Annotated in this window: 21 protein-coding genes; 5 read left to right on the top strand and 16 right to left on the bottom strand. The window is 48.1% G+C overall.

Annotated elements, in window-relative coordinates; translation table 11 throughout:
• Nucleotides 1-65: 65 nt before the first annotated feature.
• Nucleotides 66-1640, top strand: a complete 1575-nt coding sequence (locus EXIG_RS09050) for an FAD-dependent monooxygenase (RefSeq protein WP_012370630.1) — start codon at nucleotides 66-68, stop codon at nucleotides 1638-1640.
• 33 nt (nucleotides 1641-1673) lie between these two features.
• Entirely contained in the window at nucleotides 1674-1982 is a 309-nt protein-coding gene (locus EXIG_RS09055; RefSeq protein ID WP_012370631.1) for a hypothetical protein, read from the top strand.
• A gap of 75 nt (nucleotides 1983-2057) precedes the next feature.
• On the opposite strand, the gene gpsB is transcribed toward EXIG_RS09055, so the two are convergent.
• The 6 genes from gpsB to recU form a co-directional block, all read right to left on the bottom strand.
• A complete protein-coding gene (gpsB, locus tag EXIG_RS09060) occupies nucleotides 2058-2381 on the bottom strand; it encodes a cell division regulator GpsB (RefSeq protein WP_012370632.1) in 324 nt (107 codons plus the stop codon).
• Between the two features lie 5 nt (nucleotides 2382-2386).
• Nucleotides 2387-2947 carry an SLOG family protein gene (locus EXIG_RS09065; protein ID WP_012370633.1) on the bottom strand — a complete coding sequence of 187 codons (561 nt, stop codon included), beginning with the start codon at nucleotides 2945-2947 and terminating at the stop codon, nucleotides 2387-2389.
• Nucleotides 2944-4104, bottom strand: a complete 1161-nt coding sequence (locus EXIG_RS09070) for a ribonuclease H-like domain-containing protein (RefSeq protein WP_234944523.1) — start codon at nucleotides 4102-4104, stop codon at nucleotides 2944-2946. Before EXIG_RS09070 ends, EXIG_RS09065 begins: the two co-directional genes overlap by 4 nt.
• A 17-nt stretch (nucleotides 4105-4121) precedes the next feature.
• Nucleotides 4122-6386: a DEAD/DEAH box helicase gene (locus EXIG_RS09075; protein WP_012370635.1), complete on the bottom strand. Its 2265-nt coding sequence runs from the start codon at nucleotides 6384-6386 to the stop codon at nucleotides 4122-4124.
• A 107-nt stretch (nucleotides 6387-6493) separates the two neighbouring features.
• On the bottom strand, nucleotides 6494-9187 hold the full coding sequence (locus EXIG_RS09080; protein ID WP_012370636.1) for a PBP1A family penicillin-binding protein: 2694 nt from the start codon (nucleotides 9185-9187) through the stop codon (nucleotides 6494-6496).
• Between the two features lie 33 nt (nucleotides 9188-9220).
• Nucleotides 9221-9835, bottom strand: coding sequence for a Holliday junction resolvase RecU (gene recU, locus EXIG_RS09085; protein ID WP_041261972.1), 615 nt, complete (start codon nucleotides 9833-9835; stop codon nucleotides 9221-9223).
• A gap of 74 nt (nucleotides 9836-9909) precedes the next feature.
• On the opposite strand from recU, the gene EXIG_RS09090 reads away from it, so the two are divergent.
• The 3 genes from EXIG_RS09090 to EXIG_RS09100 all read left to right on the top strand — a co-directional run bounded on the left by EXIG_RS09090 (nucleotide 9910) and on the right by EXIG_RS09100 (nucleotide 11905).
• Nucleotides 9910-10203, top strand: a complete 294-nt coding sequence (locus tag EXIG_RS09090; RefSeq protein ID WP_012370638.1) for a DUF1798 family protein — start codon at nucleotides 9910-9912, stop codon at nucleotides 10201-10203.
• A 168-nt stretch (nucleotides 10204-10371) separates the two neighbouring features.
• Nucleotides 10372-10617, top strand: coding sequence for a hypothetical protein (locus EXIG_RS09095; RefSeq protein ID WP_012370639.1), 246 nt, complete (start codon nucleotides 10372-10374; stop codon nucleotides 10615-10617).
• Nucleotides 10618-11014: 397 nt separating this feature from the next.
• The gene (locus EXIG_RS09100) at nucleotides 11015-11905 is read left to right on the top strand and encodes a DUF3800 domain-containing protein (RefSeq protein ID WP_148206622.1); all 891 of its coding nucleotides are present in this window, start codon (nucleotides 11015-11017) and stop codon (nucleotides 11903-11905) included.
• A 45-nt stretch (nucleotides 11906-11950) separates the two neighbouring features.
• Here EXIG_RS09100 and nth read toward each other — a convergent pair whose 3' ends face one another.
• From nth to panB, 10 genes are all read right to left on the bottom strand, one after another.
• A complete protein-coding gene (nth, locus tag EXIG_RS09105) occupies nucleotides 11951-12619 on the bottom strand; it encodes an endonuclease III (protein ID WP_012370641.1) in 669 nt (222 codons plus the stop codon).
• Nucleotides 12620-12622: 3 nt separating this feature from the next.
• The gene (locus EXIG_RS09110; RefSeq protein WP_012370642.1) at nucleotides 12623-13201 is read right to left on the bottom strand and encodes a DnaD domain-containing protein; all 579 of its coding nucleotides are present in this window, start codon (nucleotides 13199-13201) and stop codon (nucleotides 12623-12625) included.
• A gap of 71 nt (nucleotides 13202-13272) precedes the next feature.
• Nucleotides 13273-14562 carry an asparagine--tRNA ligase gene (gene asnS / locus EXIG_RS09115; RefSeq protein ID WP_167315848.1) on the bottom strand — a complete coding sequence of 430 codons (1290 nt, stop codon included), beginning with the start codon at nucleotides 14560-14562 and terminating at the stop codon, nucleotides 13273-13275.
• Nucleotides 14563-14591: 29 nt separating this feature from the next.
• Entirely contained in the window at nucleotides 14592-15773 is a 1182-nt protein-coding gene (locus tag EXIG_RS09120; protein ID WP_012370644.1) for a pyridoxal phosphate-dependent aminotransferase, read from the bottom strand.
• A 15-nt stretch (nucleotides 15774-15788) separates the two neighbouring features.
• Entirely contained in the window at nucleotides 15789-16256 is a 468-nt protein-coding gene (locus EXIG_RS09125) for a hypothetical protein (RefSeq protein WP_012370645.1), read from the bottom strand.
• A complete protein-coding gene (locus EXIG_RS15750; RefSeq protein WP_012370646.1) occupies nucleotides 16253-16423 on the bottom strand; it encodes a YpmA family protein in 171 nt (56 codons plus the stop codon). Before EXIG_RS15750 ends, EXIG_RS09125 begins: the two co-directional genes overlap by 4 nt.
• Before the next feature lie 61 nt (nucleotides 16424-16484).
• Nucleotides 16485-19298 (bottom strand): ATP-dependent DNA helicase DinG, 3'-5' exoribonuclease type, encoded by a 2814-nt coding sequence (gene dinG, locus EXIG_RS09130; RefSeq protein ID WP_012370647.1) that lies wholly within the window; start codon nucleotides 19296-19298, stop codon nucleotides 16485-16487.
• Nucleotides 19299-19398: 100 nt separating this feature from the next.
• Nucleotides 19399-19782 (bottom strand): aspartate 1-decarboxylase, encoded by a 384-nt coding sequence (gene panD / locus EXIG_RS09135; RefSeq protein WP_012370648.1) that lies wholly within the window; start codon nucleotides 19780-19782, stop codon nucleotides 19399-19401.
• Between the two features lie 2 nt (nucleotides 19783-19784).
• Nucleotides 19785-20615: a pantoate--beta-alanine ligase gene (panC, locus tag EXIG_RS09140; RefSeq protein WP_012370649.1), complete on the bottom strand. Its 831-nt coding sequence runs from the start codon at nucleotides 20613-20615 to the stop codon at nucleotides 19785-19787.
• The gene (panB, locus tag EXIG_RS09145; protein WP_012370650.1) at nucleotides 20612-21451 is read right to left on the bottom strand and encodes a 3-methyl-2-oxobutanoate hydroxymethyltransferase; all 840 of its coding nucleotides are present in this window, start codon (nucleotides 21449-21451) and stop codon (nucleotides 20612-20614) included. Before panB ends, panC begins: the two co-directional genes overlap by 4 nt.
• Nucleotides 21452-21539: the final 88 nt, after the last annotated feature.

Consider the following 21539-nt stretch of genomic DNA (forward strand, 5'->3'; position numbering starts at 1 on the left):
GCCGTCCAGTCGATAGTTTAATGGTAGCGAGTTTCGGCTAAGAAGTAAAATAAGGGGGGCTATCCGTGAAGAAAAAAATAGATGTATTGATTATTGGTGCCGGACCGACCGGCTTGACATTAGCGCTTGCCTTATCGCGTTACGGACTGACGTTTCGGATCATTGAACGCGCAAGCGGTCCATCTGTCGTTTCAAAAGCCATCGGTATTCAGGCACGATCACTCGAGTTGTTCGCACGTCTTGGTGTAGCCGATGCCTTAATGGAGAACGCCATTAAAATCAATCAAGGTAACTTATATGTCAATGGTGCCTGGCAGGCAAAACTTGACTTTACGGATTTAAATACACCGTTTCCTTTCGTCACCTTGTTGCCGCAAAGTGAAACAGAACGAATTCTTGAGACACGTTTAAAAGAAGACGGTCATACGGTCGAACGTGAAACTGAGTTGACCGGCTTCGCACAATTTCCGACATTCGTCACCGCATCGATTCGAAAACATGATGTCACGGAAACGGTCGATGCTTCCTTCATCATCGGGGCAGATGGGGCCAACAGCTTTGTCCGGCGTGAACTCGGACTCCCGTTCAGCGGGAAATCTTTTAAAGAATCCTGGGCACTGGCCGACATTGAAGTCGATTGGCCGTTGTCATCGGAAGAAGTGCATATTTTCTTCTCTGATCACGGTGTCATCGAATCCTTCCCGCTACAGTCGAATCTTTTCCGAATTACCGGTAATTTAACGAATGGTACCGTTCCGACCGACCATTCCGCTATCGAAGACTTCTTAAAAAATCGGGCGAAGGTGCCGTTCACTTTAAAGAAAGTCCATTGGTATTCCATGTTCCGCGTTCATAATCGAATCATCGAGAAGTTTGGACACCACCGGATCTATTTGATTGGTGACGCCGCGCATATCAATTCACCGGTTGGCGGACAAGGAATGAACACCGGCATTGCCGATGCGATGAATTTAGCCTGGAAACTGTGGTGCGTCCACCGGTTTAAAGCCAGTTTCCCGTTACTTGATTCGTACAGCGTCGAGCGACGCGAAGCAGCGCGCGGTATTTTACGTTCTACGAACCTCGCGACTGAGCTGTTACAGATCAATGTTCCCTTCTTATTGCCGCTTCAGGAAAAAGTCATTCGAAACAGTTTAAAGATTACACCGTTACACCATTACGTCACGAACCGGATTGCACAACTCAACAGTAATTATCAATCATCGCGGTTGTTTGTCACACAAGGCAATTTCCCGCTTTTGACGCCGCGTCCGGGAGAACCGATGCCGTACAGTGAAGTTGTCAATCCGCGCACGAAAAAAAATGAACTGTTGTTGCGACGGGCAGATCGTAACTTCCTGCTCCTGCTGTTCCTGCCGCGTGAAGCCGGTGAACAGACACTGTTGCCGTTTAAGGAACTCGCCTATTCGTATCCGGACCTGTTCGAAACCGTTTCGATTCACCAGGAACTGAAAGATGACGGCGTCGTCGATCAGGGCGGCGAACTGGCACGAAAGTTTGGGATTAAACAAGCCGGCCTGTATTTGATTCGCCCGGACGGATACATTGCTTACCGCCAGCAGGGTTTAAAGATTCAATCCTTCTCACGTTATCTTGAACGTTTACTTTATGCCCGTTAAGGACGTATGATAAAGATGAGGTGAGGTTTTTATATGGACTTTAACACGATTCGAATTCTATTGATTGTTGTACTTGTTTTATGCTTCCTCTTCATCGTTACACGACGTACAAAAGAATCCTTACGTTGGGTCTTACTCGGCGAAGAGTTTGGTGAAAAAGGAGAACGGTTGGCACGCGATCACGATCGGCTCGAACAAGCAGGACTTCATGTCCGGATGGAACGAGGCGTCAAAACCTCATTTCTGTTCCGTCGCTTCAGTAAAGATTTAGACGATCGGGTGGCGCTGTATGTCTTAAAAGAAGAGTTGCCCGAAGCCGAAGTGATTCTGCATCGGACGTAACACAAAAACACGGGATCTCCGTCCGGAGATTCCGTGTTTTATTACATAGCAACGTGTTTTTTAAGTAAGACAAGATTAATCTTCTTGATGAGGACGTCCGAAAACCGCTTTTTCAAGATTAGAAATTCGACGCAACATATCGTAATTGGACGAATTCGAAGGTGGCGCTGTCACTTCTGGTTCTGCTCTCCGCTCATCCCGTTTGAAACCGATGGAAGATGATGAAGATTTCGCTTCTGCTAATTCTCGTGTCAACCGCTCGATTTCCCGTTCGAATCCTTCATAATCCTTGATGACTTGATCGAGATAACCATCGACGTCTTCAATCACATATCCGCGTAATCCGGTTTTGAACTCTTTTTTGTAAATATCATCTGCTGTCAATAACGGCTTATACATATGCTTCACTCCCACTGTTCATTGTAGTTCTGCTCTTGCTCCATCATCGCTAAATCATCTTGCGTAATCAGAAACAATTGATAATCCGAACGTTCCATCTCTAGTTTAGCACGTTCCACTAAATACTTGGCAGATCCGCCGTGCTCTTCATCATAAACGGATAACAATCCCTGACTTTTTTGAATCATGAACTCCGTTTTATTTCGGAACTGGGATGGATTTTCATACGGTTTTTGACTGATGGCATCCACGAAGTCCGCTTGATTCAGCACGGCCAGATACTGGGCTTGAACCGGCTCTTTCCATTTTGACTCTTGTTCCAGAAAAGGAAGCAGGATGCCTAAGCGGATTTCCGGATAGTCGTGTTTGAGTTCCAAAACGACTTCACACGCCCAAAGTTCACATCCCGGTGCAGCGCTGGTGATGAACCAGGTTGTTCCCATGTCTTCAATCAGGCGGATCATACGTTCCCGGTAGGCGGCTTTCAGGATGTTGATTCCCGGGTGTTTTTGATCAAAGATCCCGAGTTCTATCGGTTTATATCCGGTTACTGCGACGACGTTCATTCGCGACACTTCCTTTGCAGGCGTAAGCTCCGATGATTTAGCTCGGCAAATAATCGTTCTCGCCGCGAAGCTAACAACTGTCGATTTTCTAATAGACGTTTGGCTCGTTCAGTATAATCATAAGCAACGGATGGTTGTTTGGCAATGTGCTCGGCCCATTTTGCCAGTTCGATGAATCCTTCATAAGTGTTACTTTTTTCAAAACAAGTATTGGCTTTTTCGTGTTGCTGCAGTTTTTTATACAACCGCCCTTGACGCAACCAACCTTCGGCCGTCAATTCGTCCGCCTGTCCGAAATGCTCCGCTGATTGTTCATGAATACCTAAATCGGCTAACCAGATGCCGATGTTCTCACGTACACGTGACGGTGCTTCCTGACGATGGGTCACGAGCCGGTTGCATTCGTCATACAGACTCACCAAAGTCAGACAGTCATGCAGATGGTGTTCAAGCACCCCTTCCATGATTGCCGGATTCTGGTGTTCGACATATTGAAAATAATGCATCGGCGCAAGGAATCCGGGTAAATCATCGGTACGTTCAAATCCAATCCGTTCTTCCATCGCCGTCAAACGGAATGAATCGTACAATCCTTTGAACATCCGCCGGCAGACATGCAGTAAATCCAGGTGGCCGACTTTCGGCAAACGGGGAACACGTTCCCGCACGAAGACGTGCCGGGTCTTAATCTGCGGCCAATCAAAACTTTTTCCATTATACGTGATGAAACGGACATCTTCCCCGATATCATGCAGGAAATGATGATAAAGTGCTGCTTCATAATGCGGGTGCGGTAAAAAATACTGCCGCATCAGCAGCTGACCTTTTTCAAAACGGGCGAATCCCAGTAAAAAAATCGTTGTTCCCGTTCCTTTTAAGCCGGTCGTCTCGGTATCAAAAAAGATGACTTGATTGAGCGGGACATCAAGTGCAAGCGGCGGATGCGGCAACTGCAACGATTCAAATACTTCCGCATATGACCGGTGTCCATGTTTTTCCTCAAGAGCATACCGGTGGTCCAACCGGACAATCCATTCGTCTTCAAACGTAAGAATGTCTGCTCCTCGGTCCAGCCAGGCGGTTTGTTCCGCTGTTGTCTTTTGCGCCTCATTGGTTGACGGGCTTGCTGTCGGTTCATTCTCTGTCGTCTTCAACATCCGTCTCAACTTATTTTTCATGATAGTTCCTTCTCCATTTCAGCTAGCATTCTGACCGTCCGCTCTTTTTCATCTGCCAAGCCGATCATTCCGATACATGCCGGACAACCATCCTGGCAAGGGCAGGTCTCAATCGAGTCCCGTGCGGCCCGGAGCATGATGCCGCGTTGTTTGTAGATGGATTCGGCAAGTCCGACCCCTCCCGGATAACGGTCATACAGGTAGATTGTCGGTTTTTGCGTGTGCGTCGCTTTGACTTGAGGTACGACGAAGACATCGCTTGCATCACACATCAAATACAATGGTGCGACCCTACGCAGACTGTTTGCCACGCCTTCGATGACTTGCTCCAGTTCCGTGCTTGAGGACGCTTCTTCCGGTAAAGAAAACCAGACGCCTGTCGTATGAATTTCTCGTTCCGGAAGATGAATCGGACCCGATCCGATATTTTCATGTGTTCCGAACTTGATTTTCTTGAACATCGTCGCCATCCCGCGGACACTGACATCCCCTCGGGCGACACTGAAGTCTCCGTTCGTATAGCTGTCATCCTCATCGAGAACAGACAGTTCGACCGAAAAATTAGCATCCGTATAGTAATCGACGTCGACTGCACGCACGAATGCTTTTTTCTCTTCGAAATCCAATACTTCGACTTGGTATTGGTCAGCCCCATGTAAATAGATGGCTTCGTCGTGTAACAGAGTCATCGCACTGAACGTATCCATTTCGCCGATGACCCGATTCGGAACCTCGGTTTGGTCGACGATAATGACATTTTCCTGATCACTCGAGCGCAGGGAAATACCGTGAGCCGGAAACGCATCATTCATCCAGTAATACCGATCCCCACGTTGATGTAAGACACGTTCTTCGACGAGATACTCGAGAATGTCCTCCGTCTCCAGTGTTCCGAATGACTCTCCCTGACGAAACGGCAGTTCGAATGCCGCACATTTAATATGATCGACTGCAATGATCAGATTATCCGGATCGAGTCGCGCGGCTTCCGGTGACTGATTTAGAAACAATTCTGGACGTTCCGCAACATACTGATCGAGCATCCCGGATGAGGCGACGAGAATGATGAGCGCATCATCCTGACGGCGTCCGGCCCGGCCTGCTTGTTGCCACAGCGAAGCAATCGTTCCCGGGTATCCGTTCATAATACAGACCTGCAGTTGCCCGATATCCACTCCGAGCTCGAGCGCATTGGTCGAAACAATTCCCGTGATTTCTCCTTTACGCAATCGTCTTTCAATATCACGCCGTTCACTCGGCAGGTAACCGCCCCGGTAGCCTTCAATCGACTTCGGCCCTAATTCGAATCGGATGAGACTACGAAGATAGGTTAATAAGACTTCGACCCGGACACGCGACCTCGCAAAAACAATCGTCTGAAACTTCTTTTTAATAAAACGTGATGCCAATTGTTTCGTCTCAAGTGTTGCCGAACGGCGTATGCCGAGTTGTGCATTGACAATCGGCGGTTGGTAGACGATAAAATGTTTTCGGCCGGTCGGAGCCCCGTTGTCATCAATCAATTGGACTTTTTTTTCGGTCAACCGTTCCGCCAGTTCTTGTGGATTGGCAATCGTCGCACTTGTCATGATGAAAATCGGATCACTGCCGTAATACCGGCAAATCCGTCGTAACCGCCGGATGACATTGGCGACGTGGCTTCCAAATACCCCTCGATACGTATGCAGCTCGTCAATGACGATATGCGACAGATTTTCAAACAGTTCGATCCATTTCGTATGGTGCGGCAGGATTCCGGAATGAAGCATATCCGGATTCGTAATCACGATATTCCCGGCTTTTCGAACTTTTGTCCGTATCGTCGGCGATGTATCCCCATCATAGGTAAAACAACGGATGGATGCTTCCATTTCATCGATCAGTTCCAACAATTCACTGTTTTGATCCTGAGCCAACGCTTTCGTCGGATACAGATACAGGGCTCTTGCATTCGGATTCTCTAAGAGATGCGATAGGATTGGTAAGTTAAAACAATAGGTTTTCCCTGATGCCGTCGGTGTGACAATTACCGTTGAAGCACCGCTTTGGACGGTCCGAAACGCTAACTCCTGATGGCGGTACAACGACGTAATGCCTCTGTTTTCGAGCGCTTGACGCAACCGTTCCGGCATTTCTTTTGGAAACGGTGCATACCGTCCGGCAGTCGCTTCCATCGTTTTCATATATGTGACACGTTCCATAAACGAACGATCGGCTTTTAGTTCTTCTAAATAGGTGACAAGTGATTGTTTGGATTCCATTGCCCCACTTCCTTCCTGACCTCCATTATACAAAAAAAGAGAAGCAAGACCGAAGAAACACACCCGTTTCTCCGGTCTTATCTTCTTCTCCTGATCCATTGACTCATTTATTGCTGTGTTTCCGATTCGGACTGTTGATCAGCAGGCGAATTATCTTGTCCTCGGCCTTGATTGCCGTTCGACGAATTCCCCCGGTTTGACTGAGTAGATGCCCCGTCACTTGCAGCCGGTTCATCTGTCGTTGGTTCATCCGTCGTCGGCTCGTCCGTTGTTGGTTCATCCGTCGTTGGTTCGTCCGTTGTCGGCTCGTCCGTTGCCGGTTCATCCGTCGTCGGTTCATCCGTCGTTGGTTCGTCCGTTGCCGGTTCGTCCGTCGTCGGTTCATCCGTCGTCGGTTCATCTGTTTCCGGCTCATCTGTTGTCGGCTCGTCCGTTGTCGGCTCGTCCGTTGTCGGCTCGTCCGTTGTCGGCTCGTCCGTTGTCGGTTGATCTGCTTCAACGTCTGCCACAGTTACCGTCGTTGATACAGGACCGGATTTTTCTCCGGATGCTTTCGCGACGACTGTAAATGTCGTCCGTCCCGGATCAAGTCGATTGATCCCGATCCGGTTTGTTGAGCTGGTGCCGAGTACAGATTGTTTTCCGTCAGGATCGGTCATCGATACTTCGAACGATACACTGTCATAGCCGTTCGTCCGAAGTGCCGAATCATTATAACTCCATGTCAGTTCACCAGACTCCGAGTCTTCATTGTAGGATGCTTGTAAGCCAGTCGGAGCTGGTACTGCCTTTTTTTCGACAACCGGCTCTTTTGTCCCTTTAACGTACAGTTCCTCACCGATACTGAGGACAGAACTCGGTTGTTCGAACGGAGCAGGTGTCCGGTCACGTGTTTTCGTGACAAAATCTTTCCAAATGTTTTGTGCCATCGTACTGTTGGTCGGTCCGCTTAAGCCGGCACCATTGTTGTTGCCCGACTTCGTTGTTCCGGTCCAGACACTGATCGAGACATCTGATGTATAACCAGCAAACCAGACATCTTTATAAGCATTGGTTGTTCCGGTTTTACCCGCTGCGTCAAAAGCAAGCACAGCACTCGGGAACGTCCCGCCTGGTTTTAGAACATCACGTAGCATGTCGGTTAACATGTAAGCCGTATAGTCTTCCATGGCTTTTTTCGGTTTGACCGGTGATTTGATTTTTGAGCCGTCACTGTATTCAATCGTTTTGATGATGTGCGGTTTGATGTAGTCTCCCCCATTACCAAGCGTCGCATAGGCAGAGGCCATTTGCGTCGTGTTGAATCCGTGTTTCATCCCGCCAATCGCATACGCCGGTGAAATCGATTCATCTTTTTCTAAGCCCAATCCGGACTTAGCGGCAAAGCTTTCGATGGTATCGCCGCCAATTTGTTGGAACGTCTGGATAGCAGGCGTATTAGCAGAAATCTTCAGCCAGTAGCGAATCGTGTTGGTGCCCCGGTACCCGTCATAATAGTTACCGATCTTTTTACCGTTTACTTCTGTTTCCTGGTCCGTCAGCATTTTAGCTGTCGACCATTTCTCATTTTCAATGGCTGGTCCGTATGCGAAAAATGGTTTTGCCGATGAACCGGGTTGATGCGGTTCTTTAGCAAAGTTACGTCGCGCAGTACCCGTACCGGGCTTTTTCCCGTCGACGATTCCTAAAATCTCACCTGTTTGTGTATTGACCGCTGTCGCTGCTGCTTCCGCGTAATCCGGCAACTGGACGACTTGGTCTTTTTTGATTGCTTCGTTCATATAATCGTGCATCGGCTTATCGATCGACGTATACACTTTTAATCCTTGACCGTAAATATCTTTACCTTCTAGACCAAAAACATCTTCTAACTCTTGCGACACCATGTCAAAGATGACACTGTCGTAAGCCGCGTCGTCTTTCGATTTTGGTGCCGGATTGATCAATTTCGAAATCGGTTGATCGACTGCTTTATCTCGTTGCTTTTCTGTGATGACGCCGGTCGTTAACATCGCGTTCAAGACTTGCGTCTGACGCCATTTCGTCAACTTCGGATCTCCTTGAATCGGATCGTATGCGGACGGACGTTGCGGAAGTCCTGCAAGCATCGCTGCTTCAGCATAGTTCAGCTTATCGACTGTCTTGTTGAAGTAGGCTTTTGATGCTGTCTGAATTCCGTAAGATTCTTGACCGTAATAGTTTTTATTCAAATACATCTCAAGAATCTGTTCTTTCGTATAGTCCCGCTCCAGACGAATTGCCAACCATTGTTCCTGAACTTTCCGGGTAATGGTCTTGTCTGAACTTAAAAATGATTGTTTGATGACCTGTTGCGTAATCGTTGAAGCTCCTTCAGAACCGAAACCATCGGTGATATTAGCAATGATGGCGCCGCCTAACCGTCGGAAATCGATTCCGTTATGCTGGTAGAAACGCCGGTCTTCAATCGAGATGAATGCGTCTTTAACGACATCCGGTACTTCTTTAATCGAGACATATTCCCGGCTCGTCCCGCCCTTTTTAATTTCTTCTTTGTTGCTCGCATAAATTTTTAGCGGCAGGGCATCCCGTAACTTCGACTCATCAAGCTCCGGTGCAGTAGCGACGGCATAGGCCGCAAATCCGCCCCCTGCTATCATCATCAGGATAAATAATCCTGTCGCGATTAATAGGAGTTTTTTCCAAAGCGGACCTTTACCACCGGTCCCGCCTGATTTTTTCTTTTTCGGACGCTTTGTCCGATTCGTTTGCTTGGCTGACGTCTTTGTTTCTTCACGACGTGCGACACGACTTCTTTCCATACGCTATCCTTCTCCTTCAATCTGTAAAGTTTCTCAAGTGAAATATAACTCGTCCACTGCCGGTAAATAATCAATCGCAGGAAACGCACCTGTCTCGAGTTTTTTTCCGTGCCGTTCGATTTCATCTAGCGGAATCGATTTTCTGCCCGTTTCCAGTTGCTCCCACCAGGGGAACAGATGCTCGGCAGACAACACATATTGCACATTATACATACTGAATCGAATGATGACAAAACAAATTCCTCCATGTGCAATGCATTGGCGCATATGTTCGATTTGATGGAGATGAAAGTTCTTCAGCGGGAACGACGTTTTATGGTTGGTTTCCTTCGCTTCGAAATCAATGTATTTTCCACGGTATACTCCATTGTAATCGGTCGTTGACGGTTGTTTGAAATAGGCTTCCTTGACGACCGCAGCGGACCGTTTCGGATAATCGACTTGAACGATTTGAAGAGGAGTCGGTTTCTTGTGAATGATTGCCCGATTATGGGTCAGATAAAACATATTACTTTCGTTAATCAATTTTTCAAGCTTCATCCCGCGGTTCGAAAAGGTCGAACCTGTCGTGCGGGCTTTCTGAATCGCCAGACCATGCGGCTCAGCAGGCTTCTGAAATTTCTTACCATTCGGGTAATTCAAAAGGATTCCCCTCCTAACGCGTTTATTGTACCATGATATGTGATTGTATCGTATCGGCCGAGAGGAGTAGTTAAAAACAAATGACAATAGAACCGTTACTTCAAGAGATAGAACGTATTTATCAGGCTGGCCGCAATGGGCAGGAATATGACTTTCAGACAGAGGTTGTACCTTTCGTCGCAAAAGCCGACACTTTGATTGCCGATTGGCAACAGAACGCACAAAATAGCCCCTATTTACGTCCGGCAATGGTCGAGAGTGCCGTCGATCAGCTGAAGCAGCTGTCCGTCCAAGCGTTCCAGCCAAAAACCAGTTTAAAACGCTTTAATGAAACGATCAAGTCGGTCCGTTATATTGATCAACTGATGCAATGAGTCTGAGGACGCCTGTTTTCAGATAGAAAATTTAGAACGTTTCATAATCCTATGCTTTGAAAGGTTCATGAAGGATCAGGATGATAATTTGACGGATTTCAATCAAACAAAGCATAATGAAAAACAGCAAAGCGTTACTATACCCTTTGCTATGAAAGGATGTTGTTCATGTCATCAAAAAAAGTCTGGTCAGTAGAAGGTTATGAAGACAATGGTGTAGAAACCCATCGTAAAGCAAGTAAGACGGAATCGTTTACGAACGAGGCCGACGCGCGTAAAGCGGCTAAAAAAATGGCGGATACATTCGATCACCTCGACGTCTATGTCATTTACACGAATACCGTAAACGGTAAAACAGAAGAACGTTTCTTCAATTCCAACGGATCTTACAGTGATGAAGGATTCGAATGGTAACACCCGGGCCGTCTAGATGACGGCTTTTTTTGTACAATAAATTTCCCGAAATATCTTCTCTTTTTTTATCATCCATCTTGTAAAATCATCATCTCGCATGAAATCTGCTGATTGAACTCAACAAGAATCGTGTGTCGTCATGCAGGAAGGACAGGCGCCATAACGAATATAAAATAACGAACCCCACTACCGGCCACATGGATTACCTGAACACCCGATCATCAAGCGTCGTCCTGGAAAGATTCAGGTATACAAGTTATGTAATAACCATGGATTTATATAGCCGTGTCAGTGTAAAGTTACATAAAGAGGTAATAAATGTGCTTGGTTTTAATAAAAGTGTGCAGTATGTGTGCAATTGGAGGAGATTCGCTTGAATAAAAGAGAACCCAAAAACGTGAAAAACGTTGATGTCAAAGGATTTCCTAGGACTACAAACCCAACAGCCAAAAAATATGTCATGTTCGTCGATGAGACCGGGACACCAAAAGGAAACACCCAATTTAACCTGACCGGTGTCTTGATGGAATATAAATACGCCATCGACTCAGACGAAACCGGTGAACCGAGTCCATTACGCAAACGATTAATGGCATTCAAATCGTCTGTTTTCGAAGATCCGCATATTCCGTTGCACCTGAAAGAAATCTTAAAGGCGGAACACCCATATGGAAAAGAAGACGGGATTACGATTGATATGTTACGTCATTTTTGGGTCGCTTTGCCGGACTTCTTGGTCGATATCGACTGTACGATTGTCAGTGTCGAAGTCGATAAACAAAAATTGCAGGAATTCTATTCGACACCAAAAGATCCATACGTCGTTGCCTTTGCCCATTTGATGAAATCGTTTTACGCGTTTCTCGAGGAGACGGAAGCGACAAGCGCCCGTGTCGTACTCGAAAGCCGGGACGATTATCAGAACCTATTGATTCAAAAAGCATTTTTTGATATTTTCAATTCCGGTACCGTTCATCTGGACGTGGAGAAAAGCCGTCAAAAAATCAAAGGATTTATTTTTGCTGAAAAAGATAGCGACCTCTACCAATCCGGTCTTGAGATTGCTGATCTTGTCTGTCTCCCTCTCTCCCGCGTCCGCCGCGGCGTGATTGAGGTAAAACCGCGGTTTGTCCATTATGGGGACGAAAACCGAATTTTCAAAGCCATCAAAAATAAGATTTATATCCGCCGTGACAGTCCGGACCAAGATTTCCGAAACTGGGGTTTCAAAAAGGTTCCGATTACGAAAAAGCGCCGCGAGTGGTCCGATACACCGTGGAACGGATGATACAAAAATACAGCGTCCTGCCGAAAATGGCAGGACGCTGTATTGTCATTTTCCCTCAAGAGGCGGCAGTAACCCTTTCGTACGCTTTTTCCCTTCCCGACACATATCGAGCAATGGACACTCGAGACAGTTCGGTCGTTGTGCCTTACAGTGATACCGTCCGAAAAAGATGAACTGATGGTGCAACTTCGACCACCGTTCCCGCTTAAACCGTTTCATTAGTGTCTGTTCCACTTGCATAACGTTGTCTTTCCAGCGGCAAATCCCAAGACGCTTCGAGACCCGTTCGACATGTGTATCGACTGCAAAGGCCGGAACATCAAAGGCAACGGACAATACGACGTTCGCCGTTTTCCGGCCGACACCCGGTAACGCTTCAAGTCCCGCCCGATCCGTCGGGACTTCCCCACCATGAAGAACCAGCAATTGCTCCGCTAACGCTTTGATGTTTTTGGCTTTATTGCGGTACAAACCAAGCCGCTTAATCTTTTCTTCAATCTCTTCCACCGGCGCTGCCGCCAAGCGGTCTGGCGTCGGATAAGCGGCAAACAGACCCGGCGTCACTTTGTTGACCAAAACGTCGGTCGCTTGCGCACTGAGGGCCACGGCAACGACCAGTTCAAACGGATTTTGATGAATCAGTTCGCAAAACGCTTCCGGAAACATCTCCTCCAGGGTGGATTCAATCCGTTCAATATCTGATTTTCGTAACATGTGTCAGCCCCCTCTCGTTGCCAAATCTTCGAGCGTCTTGATCCCTTCCCGTTCCCATGTCCGCAAAATCTGATTGATGTAGGTCATTTTCCGGACGTTATGATAAACGGCTTCCCGTAATGCGGCCAAGACAAGCTCTTCTGCAATGTTTTCAATCGTCAACCACTGAATGATCTGTTCCATCTGAAACGGGGACATCATCCCAAGTTCGCGCTCAAAATGTTGGAAGACCGATGGATTGATCGTATCGAAGTTCGGTGCTTCCTGTTCCGGGGGTGCCATCAATTTTTCATAGAGCGGCACCAGCGAATAGCGTTCCGAACCGGCGACGTTTTCCATCGCGAGTAATCCTTTTTGAAGCAATCCAAGTGTCGTCTCGATCGTTTCCGTCTCCGAGAGTCCAAGCCGGTTGCTGAGTTCCTCTGGTGACGGCATCTCCATCCCTTCGGCACGGCAGGCAAACAATTGTCCGATCAGCGTAAACTCGACGAAACTGATGCCAAGACGTTTTGCTTCTGTGAACAATCGCTTAGGGAGGACAACCGTTCCTTCCTCAAAAAGCTGAATTAAATTATGATCCATGATACTTCCTCGATTCTTTAAAGTAAGCAAGAAATCGACCCGTCCGAGGGATGGGTCGATTTCGATCACTATTACGGATACAACCGGTTCAGCAGACGTGGGAATGGAATCGTCTCCCGGACGTGTTCGACTCCTGTGATCCAGGCGACTGTCCGTTCGAGTCCGAGTCCAAAACCACTGTGCGGCACTGATCCATATTTACGTGTTTCCAAGTACCATTTATAAGCACCGGTTTCATCCAAATCATGTTCTTTCATGCCGGCAAGTAACTTCTCGAAGTCTTCTTCCCGTTGTGAACCACCAACGATTTCACCGTAGCCTTCCGGCGCAATCAAATCATCACATAACACGAAGCCCGGGTTTTCCGGATCTTCCTTCATGTAGAACGGTTTGATGGCTTTTGGCCAGTGTGTGATGAAAACAGGACGGGCAAATGTATTGGCGATTGCCGTTTCGTGTGGTGCTCCGAAATCATCTCCGAACTCGATGTCGTCAAATCCTTGTTCTTTCAACATATCAATCGCTTCCGTATACTTCACACGCGGAAACGGCGCTTGGATGTTTTCAAGAACGGTCAGGTCGCGCTCAAGCAATTCGAGTTCCGGACGGCAGTTTTTCAACGCCGACTGAACAAGATGCGATACATAGTTTTCCTGGACTTCGAGGTTCATGTCATGATCGTAAAACGCCATCTCCGGCTCCATCATCCAAAACTCGATCAAGTGACGGCGTGTTTTCGATTTTTCCGCCCGGAAAGTCGGACCAAACGAAAAGACTTTTCCAAGTGCCATTGCGGCCGCTTCCATGTACAGTTGTCCTGATTGCGACAAGTACGCATCTTCATCAAAATATTTCGTATGGAACAATTCCGTTGTTCCTTCCGGTGCACTTCCTGTCAAAATCGGCGGATCGACTTTGATGAATCCTTCCTGGTTAAAGAATTCATATGTCGCCCGAATCAATTCGTTCCGAACGACCATGACGGCATGCTGACGTTTTGACCGTAACCAGAGGTGACGGTTATCCATGAGGAAGTCCGTTCCGTGAGCTTTTGGTGTAATCGGATAATCGACTGCTTCATGAATCACTTCAATCGTTGTGATTTCCATTTCATGGCCGATGGCAGTCCGTCCGCCGTCCGATTTGATTGTACCCGTTACCCACATCGATGTTTCCTGCGTCAATCCTTTAGCCGTCTTAAACAGTTCTTCACCGACTGTTTCTTTGACAACGACACCTTGCATGAACCCTGAACCATCCCGTAATTGAAGAAACACGATTTTCCCGCTTGATCGTTTGTTCGCGAGCCAACAACCGATCGTGATTTCTTCACCTACGTGTTTTTCTACATCCCGAATCATTGCTTTCAAAAGTCAACATCCTCTCTCTATTAAACGGCAGTATGCGCCGTGATAAATCCTTCAATCCGGTCTAATGCCTCGAGTACCCGTTTCGGGTCTGTCGCATACGATAACCGGACATATTCTGGTGCTCCGAAGCCTGAGCCCGGAATCAAGGCGACTTTCGCCTCGGATAACACAGCCGTACACCAGTCATCGACATTTGAGAATCCGCACATTTTTGCTGCCTGTAAGGCGTGCGGGAACAGGTAAAAGGCACCTTCTGGCTTCAGGCAGGTCAAACCCGGAATCTGAATCAAGCGGTCATAAATCTGTTCCAACCGTTCTTCAAACACGACACGCATTGCCTCGACCGGTGCATCCCCTTCCGCATAGGCAGCGACAGATGCTGCTTGGGCGATCGATGTCGGATTCGACGTCGAATGACTGGCGAGATTTGTCATCGCGCTGATGATGTCTTTCGGTCCGATGGCATAACCAATCCGCCAGCCCGTCATCGCGTGCGATTTCGAAACGCCGTTAATGATGACTGTCCGCTCACGCATATCCGGTAACGTTGCAATTGATAAGTGCGTCACGCCGTTGTATAACAGTTTTTCATAAATTTCATCGCTGATGACCAACAGATTATGGGCAATCGCTACTTCTGCCACCATCTCAAGCTCTTCCTTCGTATAGACCATCCCTGTTGGATTTGAAGGAGAGTTTAAGACAAGCGCTTTTGTCTTCGGTGTGATGTGCTGTTCGAGTAGATCACGCGTCACTTTAAAGCGCGAGGCTTCCGTCGTCTCAAGAATGACCGGCACACCGTCACTCAGTTTGATTTGTTCCGGATAGCTGACCCAGTAAGGGGCCGGGACGATGACTTCGTCGCCCGGATCTAAAATCGCCTGGAACAACGTCGACAAGGCATGTTTCGCGCCTGACGCGACCATGACTTCCGAACGGTCATAGGATACCCACAAATCACGGCGTGTTTTTTCAATGATGGCATCTTTCAAGGCAACCGTTCCGCCGGACGGGGTATATTTCGTATCGCCCGCTTCCGCAGCTGCGAAGGCCGCTTGAATGATAAATTCTGGAGTGTTGAAGTCCGGTTCGCCTGCACCGAGTCCGATGATGTCTTGTCCTTCTTCACGCAATGCTTTCGCTTTTGCAGTAATCGCCAGTGTCGTTGACGGTGTCAGTTGTTGTACCCGTTTCGATAACATCCTGTCCACTCCTTTTTAATTGATCCGTAATCGTTTGATGAAGGATCCCTCTTGATAGGTATAGTACGAATAGTCGTAGCCGGTCGCCGTTTTGGTGACAATTTCAATCAGCGCCCGGTTTTCAAAACCGTATTTCGCTGAAACGATGTTTTCCGGATTACCCGCTTGTCGAATGACATCGGCAATCTTCATTCCATCTTTGACACGTCTCGTCTCGATTTTTCCTGTCTTCGGAACGAATGCCCGTAACGCTTGACCATCTTGTTCAATCGTAAAGACACTATACTGGGTTTTTCCGTTAAATACATGGTCAAATTGAATCTGTTTCAGCGCCAATTCTTTTTTCAAGCGTGCTTCCGCTTGAATGGCGACGGTTTGTTCACGTTCTTTCGCTTCAGCGACGGTGAATTGATACACGCCCGTCCCAATCAGCGTAATCAGAAGGATGAAGCCGATCAGACCGATGACGATCTTCCACTTCATGTGCGGTAGATGGTAAAGACCATCTGCTCCTTATCTTTTTCGTCCAGTGCCAGACCAAACATCAAATCTTCTGTTTTCAGCGTGCGATTCAATAAGTCTACAATCTTGTACGTATCGTCATGGCGGTTGACCTTGACGGTTGCTAGCGTCTCGATTTTCGAATCCATCTTATATCCTCCCTCATTTTTCTACATCTATTATAATGCGATAATGCTTATTTTAACAGACTCAATCCGTCTCATTTAAGAACAATTCCAACTCGGCCGTTAATTCGTCGAGCGGTTTAGCCAAAAGCGGCACGTTAGGCAGACTTGTGACAAATCGTTTTCCGTAACGGGTCGTCTCGATACGGCGGTCAAAGACGAAGACGACACCCCGGTCATTCGTCGTCCGGATCAAGCGGCCGAATCCCTGTTTGAAGCGAATGATGGCTTGCGGCAAACTGTATTCGAAGAACGACGATTTTCCTTGTTGTTCAATTTGTTCTGAACGCGCCTGCACAATCGGTTGATCGGGTGGTGCAAACGGCAGTCGCACGATGACGAGACAACTCAGGTCGTCACCCGGAACATCGACCCCTTCCCAAAAGCTCGCTGTACCGAACAGGATACAGGCATCAAGTTGTTTAAATTGTTTCATCAGACGCTGCCGTGATCCTTGGGTGATCCCTTGGGAAAGTAACGTAAACCGTTCCGGCAATGCCATTTTCGTTGCATCATGTGTTTGGCGTAACATTTCGTTTGATGTGAATAACACCAACATCCGGCCTTCCGTCACTTCGGCAATCCGGATGATGGCATCCGCAATGACTTCAGAATACGTGGCTTGCGGTACATCTTGTAATAACGGTAAGTCCGTCGGAATCATCAGTCGGACTTTTTCGGCGTATCCGAACGGCGACGGAACGATGAACCGCCGTGTCTCGAGCTCCGACAGCCCTAGCCGCTGTTCGATGAACTGAAATTTATTTGATACCGTCAAAGTCGCGGACGTTAAGATACAGGTCCGTTTCGAAAAAACTTCCCGATGCAGACGATTTGAAATATCAATCGGTTGCGTATAAATACGCGTCAGTTTCCGATTTTTAGCCGTTGTTTCAATCCAGGAGACGGTCTCATCATGCGGGGCGAGCATCGTCTCAAAGATCGCTTGTTCGACTTCTTCCAACTGACCGATCACCGTCTTTAAATCCGCCACGACGGACCGTTCCCGGTAACTCATATGTTCCCGTTGATCATGGAACAATTTATGAATTGCCCGGATTGCCTGGCGGAGACGCCGTAAAACCAGTTCCACACGTTTCGCGCTCTCCTGCACCGCCCGCATCGACTGATCAAGTCGTTTGAAGCGAACGGTGACACGTCCTTCCCGCCGTTCTTTCCGGGAAGCCAGTTCCAAACCGTACGCTTGAATGATTGTTAACAGTCCGTCGGCTTCTTCGAGTAATTTTGTCAATGTCTCATCGATCGTTTCACTGTGCGCTTCGACCAGTTCCGTCAAGTCGTATTGATCCGATAGACTGATCAGCCGCGTCAACAGTTTTTTATCGGAAGAGAATCCGAGCTGTCTGAATATCCGGTCAAAGGAATGGCCGTCAAAAACCAGACCGAAATGATGACTGGCCACTTCTTCGATTTGGTGAGCCTCATCCAAAATCAACGGACATCCCTTTGGTAGGACACCGGCTTCATATTGAATATCACTGAACAACAAGGCATGATTCGTGACGATGATCGTCGCCTGTTTCGCCCGCCGGACGGCATGATGGAAAAAGTCCCGGCTGTACCAGGGATCAAATCGTCCGAGTTGCGACTGACTGTCCGACTGGATCAGCTGCTTAATGGCGATATTTCCTTGCGCTGCCCCTCCGGGTAAACTGACTTCCTCCAGGTCGCCTGTTTCCGTCTGTGTCAACCAGACTAACAAGATGGCTTTCGCCAACGTAAAATTATACGGTTCTTCCGTTTCGCTGAGGAAAAACTCAAACTTGCGTAAATCCATGTAATTACTGCGCCCTTTTAATAAGGTAATGTCGACCGGTGCTTCAAACAGTTGGCGTAAAAGCGGCAAATCCCGGGCAAATAACTGTTCCTGTAATTGAATCGTGTGGGTACTGACGATAATCGGCGTCTCATGTTCAATCGCATAATGCGCCGCCGGTACAAGATAGCCGAGGGATTTCCCAGTTCCCGTCCCCGCCTCGACAAGTAGCGGTGTTTCTTGGTCAAGCGATTGATAAACATGACGCATCATTTCAAGCTGTCCCGTACGCGGTTCGTACCCAGGGAACAGTTGCGGAAACACGGTTTCGTTCAATCGGTCAACGAACGGACTGAACGGTTCCAGCTCGGTCCGTGTATCCCATTCTACCGGTTCGGTTCGCTTCTTTAAAGCCAGCTTACGAAAAGAATCAAACCGGTCATCCGGCTCCAGTCCGACCGTTTGAATCGCCTGATCAACCTCCTGTTCAATCGCACTAAACAGCTTTCCGGCCAACCGACGTAAGTGGCGTAACGTATCGAGCGGTAAATCCTGTAGACGGGTAAGTAAATGAAGCAACAGTTCCGCCGTCGCTTCTGCATCGCTCCCGGCACGGTGCGCTTCGTGGTGCGTCAACTGTAACGCTTCCGTCAAATGCGACAACGAATGACTTTCAGCAGTCGGCAGCAAGATCCTCGCTAACTCGACTGTATCGATGACAGGACCCGTATACGGCAAATAGCCTTCTTCTTCCAAAGCTTCGTTCAAAAAGGTCAGATCAAACTGCACATTATGTGCGACGAACACACCACCATCGAGTAATTGAAGTACGCGCGGTGCAATGGTCGCGAATGATTCCGCCTGTGCCACATCCTCATCCGTAATGCCGGTCAATTGAGAAATAAACGGCGGAATCGGTTTTTGTGGACGGACAAATGCCGACAGACGCTCTGTAATCTGACCATCTTCAATTACTGCCACTCCGATTTCAATCATCTCATCGCCGGATTTAATCGAATGTCCGGTCGTCTCTAAATCCACTACAACAAACTTCTTTTCCACGACTCATCTCCACCTTTAACCATCCATATCTTAAGTATATGGCATCTCAAGTTCCATCTTAACAAAAAAGAGACCCGAATGTATCTCGGGTCCCTCAAAATCATAAGATCGTATGTGCGATTTCCTGCGATAACATCTGCTTAATCGAATTCTCTTGATCAAGAACCGCGACTTTCGGAACATGTGTCGCAATTTCTTCGTTTGTCAATTGCGCATAAGCCATGATGATGACTTCATCACCGATTTGGAAATGACGGGCTGCTGCTCCGTTCAGACAAATGACACCAGAACCACGGGCTCCCTTAATGGCGTATGTTTCAATCCGGGCCCCGTTTTGATTGTTCGTCACTTGGACCTTCTCGTTTTCAAGAATCCCGACCGCGTCCAGTAAATCTTCATCGATCGTAATCGAACCGACGTAATGCAGATTCGCTTCCGTGACACGGGCTTTGTGTAATTTTGCATGCATGAATGTACGTAACATGATCATGCTCCTCTCGTATATAGTAAGTTATCAATCAATCGGGCCGATTCAAATTGAACGGCAACCGCCAGTAAAATCGTGTCCGTAGTCGCATCGACCGGACCGAGTGTCGGATAGGCGACAGCTTCGACATAATCGATCGTCGTGCCTTCAAAGTGAAGCGACGCCCGTGTTTGCTCCAGAACCGTTTCGAGCGGCGTTCCGGCATCGAGCGCTTGTTTGGCTTGTTGGAGCGCCTGCTGGATACCCGGTGCCTGCTTCCGTTCCGTTTCCGACAGATAGACATTTCGCGACGATTTCGCCAGTCCATCCGCTTCACGAATGATCGGACACCGCTTGATTTCGACCGGGACGAAGTAATCTGTGACATACCCTTCAATTAATGCCAGTTGTTGTGCATCCTTTAATCCGAAATAGGCACGCGTCGGTTGGACAATATTAAACAATTTACTGACGACCGTCAAGACCCCGTCAAAATGTCCCGGTCGCGACGTGCCACATAAGACGTCATCACCCGAACGAACCGTCACCCGCGCCATATCAAGCGGATACATGACGTCGTTCGTCGGATAAAAGAGATAATCGACACCGGCAGCTTGGGCCAATTGCTGATCACGCTGTTCGTCCCGCGGATAACGGTCTAAATCTTCGTTTGGACCAAATTGTGTCGGATTGACAAAGATACTTAATACGACAATGTCATTCTCCTGCCGTGCCTGTTCGAGTAAGGAAGCATGCCCTTCATGCAGGAAGCCCATCGTCGGAATGAATCCGACCGATGTCTGTCCTGCCAATGCTTCGCGCAATTGTGTCACACTCTGCATGATTTTCATTCTTTAAATCCTCCATATAACGCCCCGATCAGTTCTTCATCCATCAGGAACGAGTGGGCGAGTTCAGGGAACGTCCCGTTTTTGACGTCTTCGACGTAACGGGCGATCGCTTCCGTACCGGATGTGTTCCAGTCGGCATATGCTTTAACGAATTTTGGCAACCGTCCGACACCGTACGTCAAGATATCATGGTAGACCAATACTTGTCCGGCAACATCGGCACCTGCCCCAATTCCGATTACCGGAATCGTTAAGAGTTCCTGAACACGTTTCGCCAGCGGATGCGGTACACACTCAAGAACAAGCATCTTCGCTCCCGCTTGTTCTGCGGCCAAACTGTCGGCAATCAACTGTTCCGCTGCTGCAAGCGATTTCCCCTGAACTTTAAATCCTTCGAGCACTCCGACAGATTGTGGTGTCAGCCCCAAGTGGGCAACACAAGGCATACCGGCCTCCGTCAGACGACGAATCGTTGTCAGGATGTCTCCGGCCCCTTCGAGTTTCAAGGCGTCTGCTCCGCTTTCCTGGAAGATACGGGCTGCCGCCTCAAGCGTCCGGTCAAACGAACCGTGATAGCTGGCAAACGGCATGTCAACGACCATAAAGGTTGCCGGTGCTCCGCGACGGACAGCTTTTGCGTGATGGACCATATCGTCTACTGTCACGGCAATCGTCGAATCATATCCGAGAATGACATTCCCGAGCGAATCCCCGACCAGCAGCAAATCGACGTGTCCGGCTTCCGCTAATTTTGCGGACGGATAATCGTACGCTGTGAGCATGACGAGTTTTTCGCCCGCCTGTTGTTTTTTTAGTAAAGGTGTCATCGTATGCATGTGTGTTCTCTCCTTCGTAGTTTAGAGAGGACAAAAGGAAATGCCTTCCTTCCTAAAAAATAGCATAGGAAAGAAGGCATGAATAAGT

It is taken from the genome of Exiguobacterium artemiae 255-15, from assembly GCF_000019905.1.
Lineage (GTDB): Bacteria > Bacillota > Bacilli > Exiguobacteriales > Exiguobacteriaceae > Exiguobacterium_A > Exiguobacterium_A artemiae.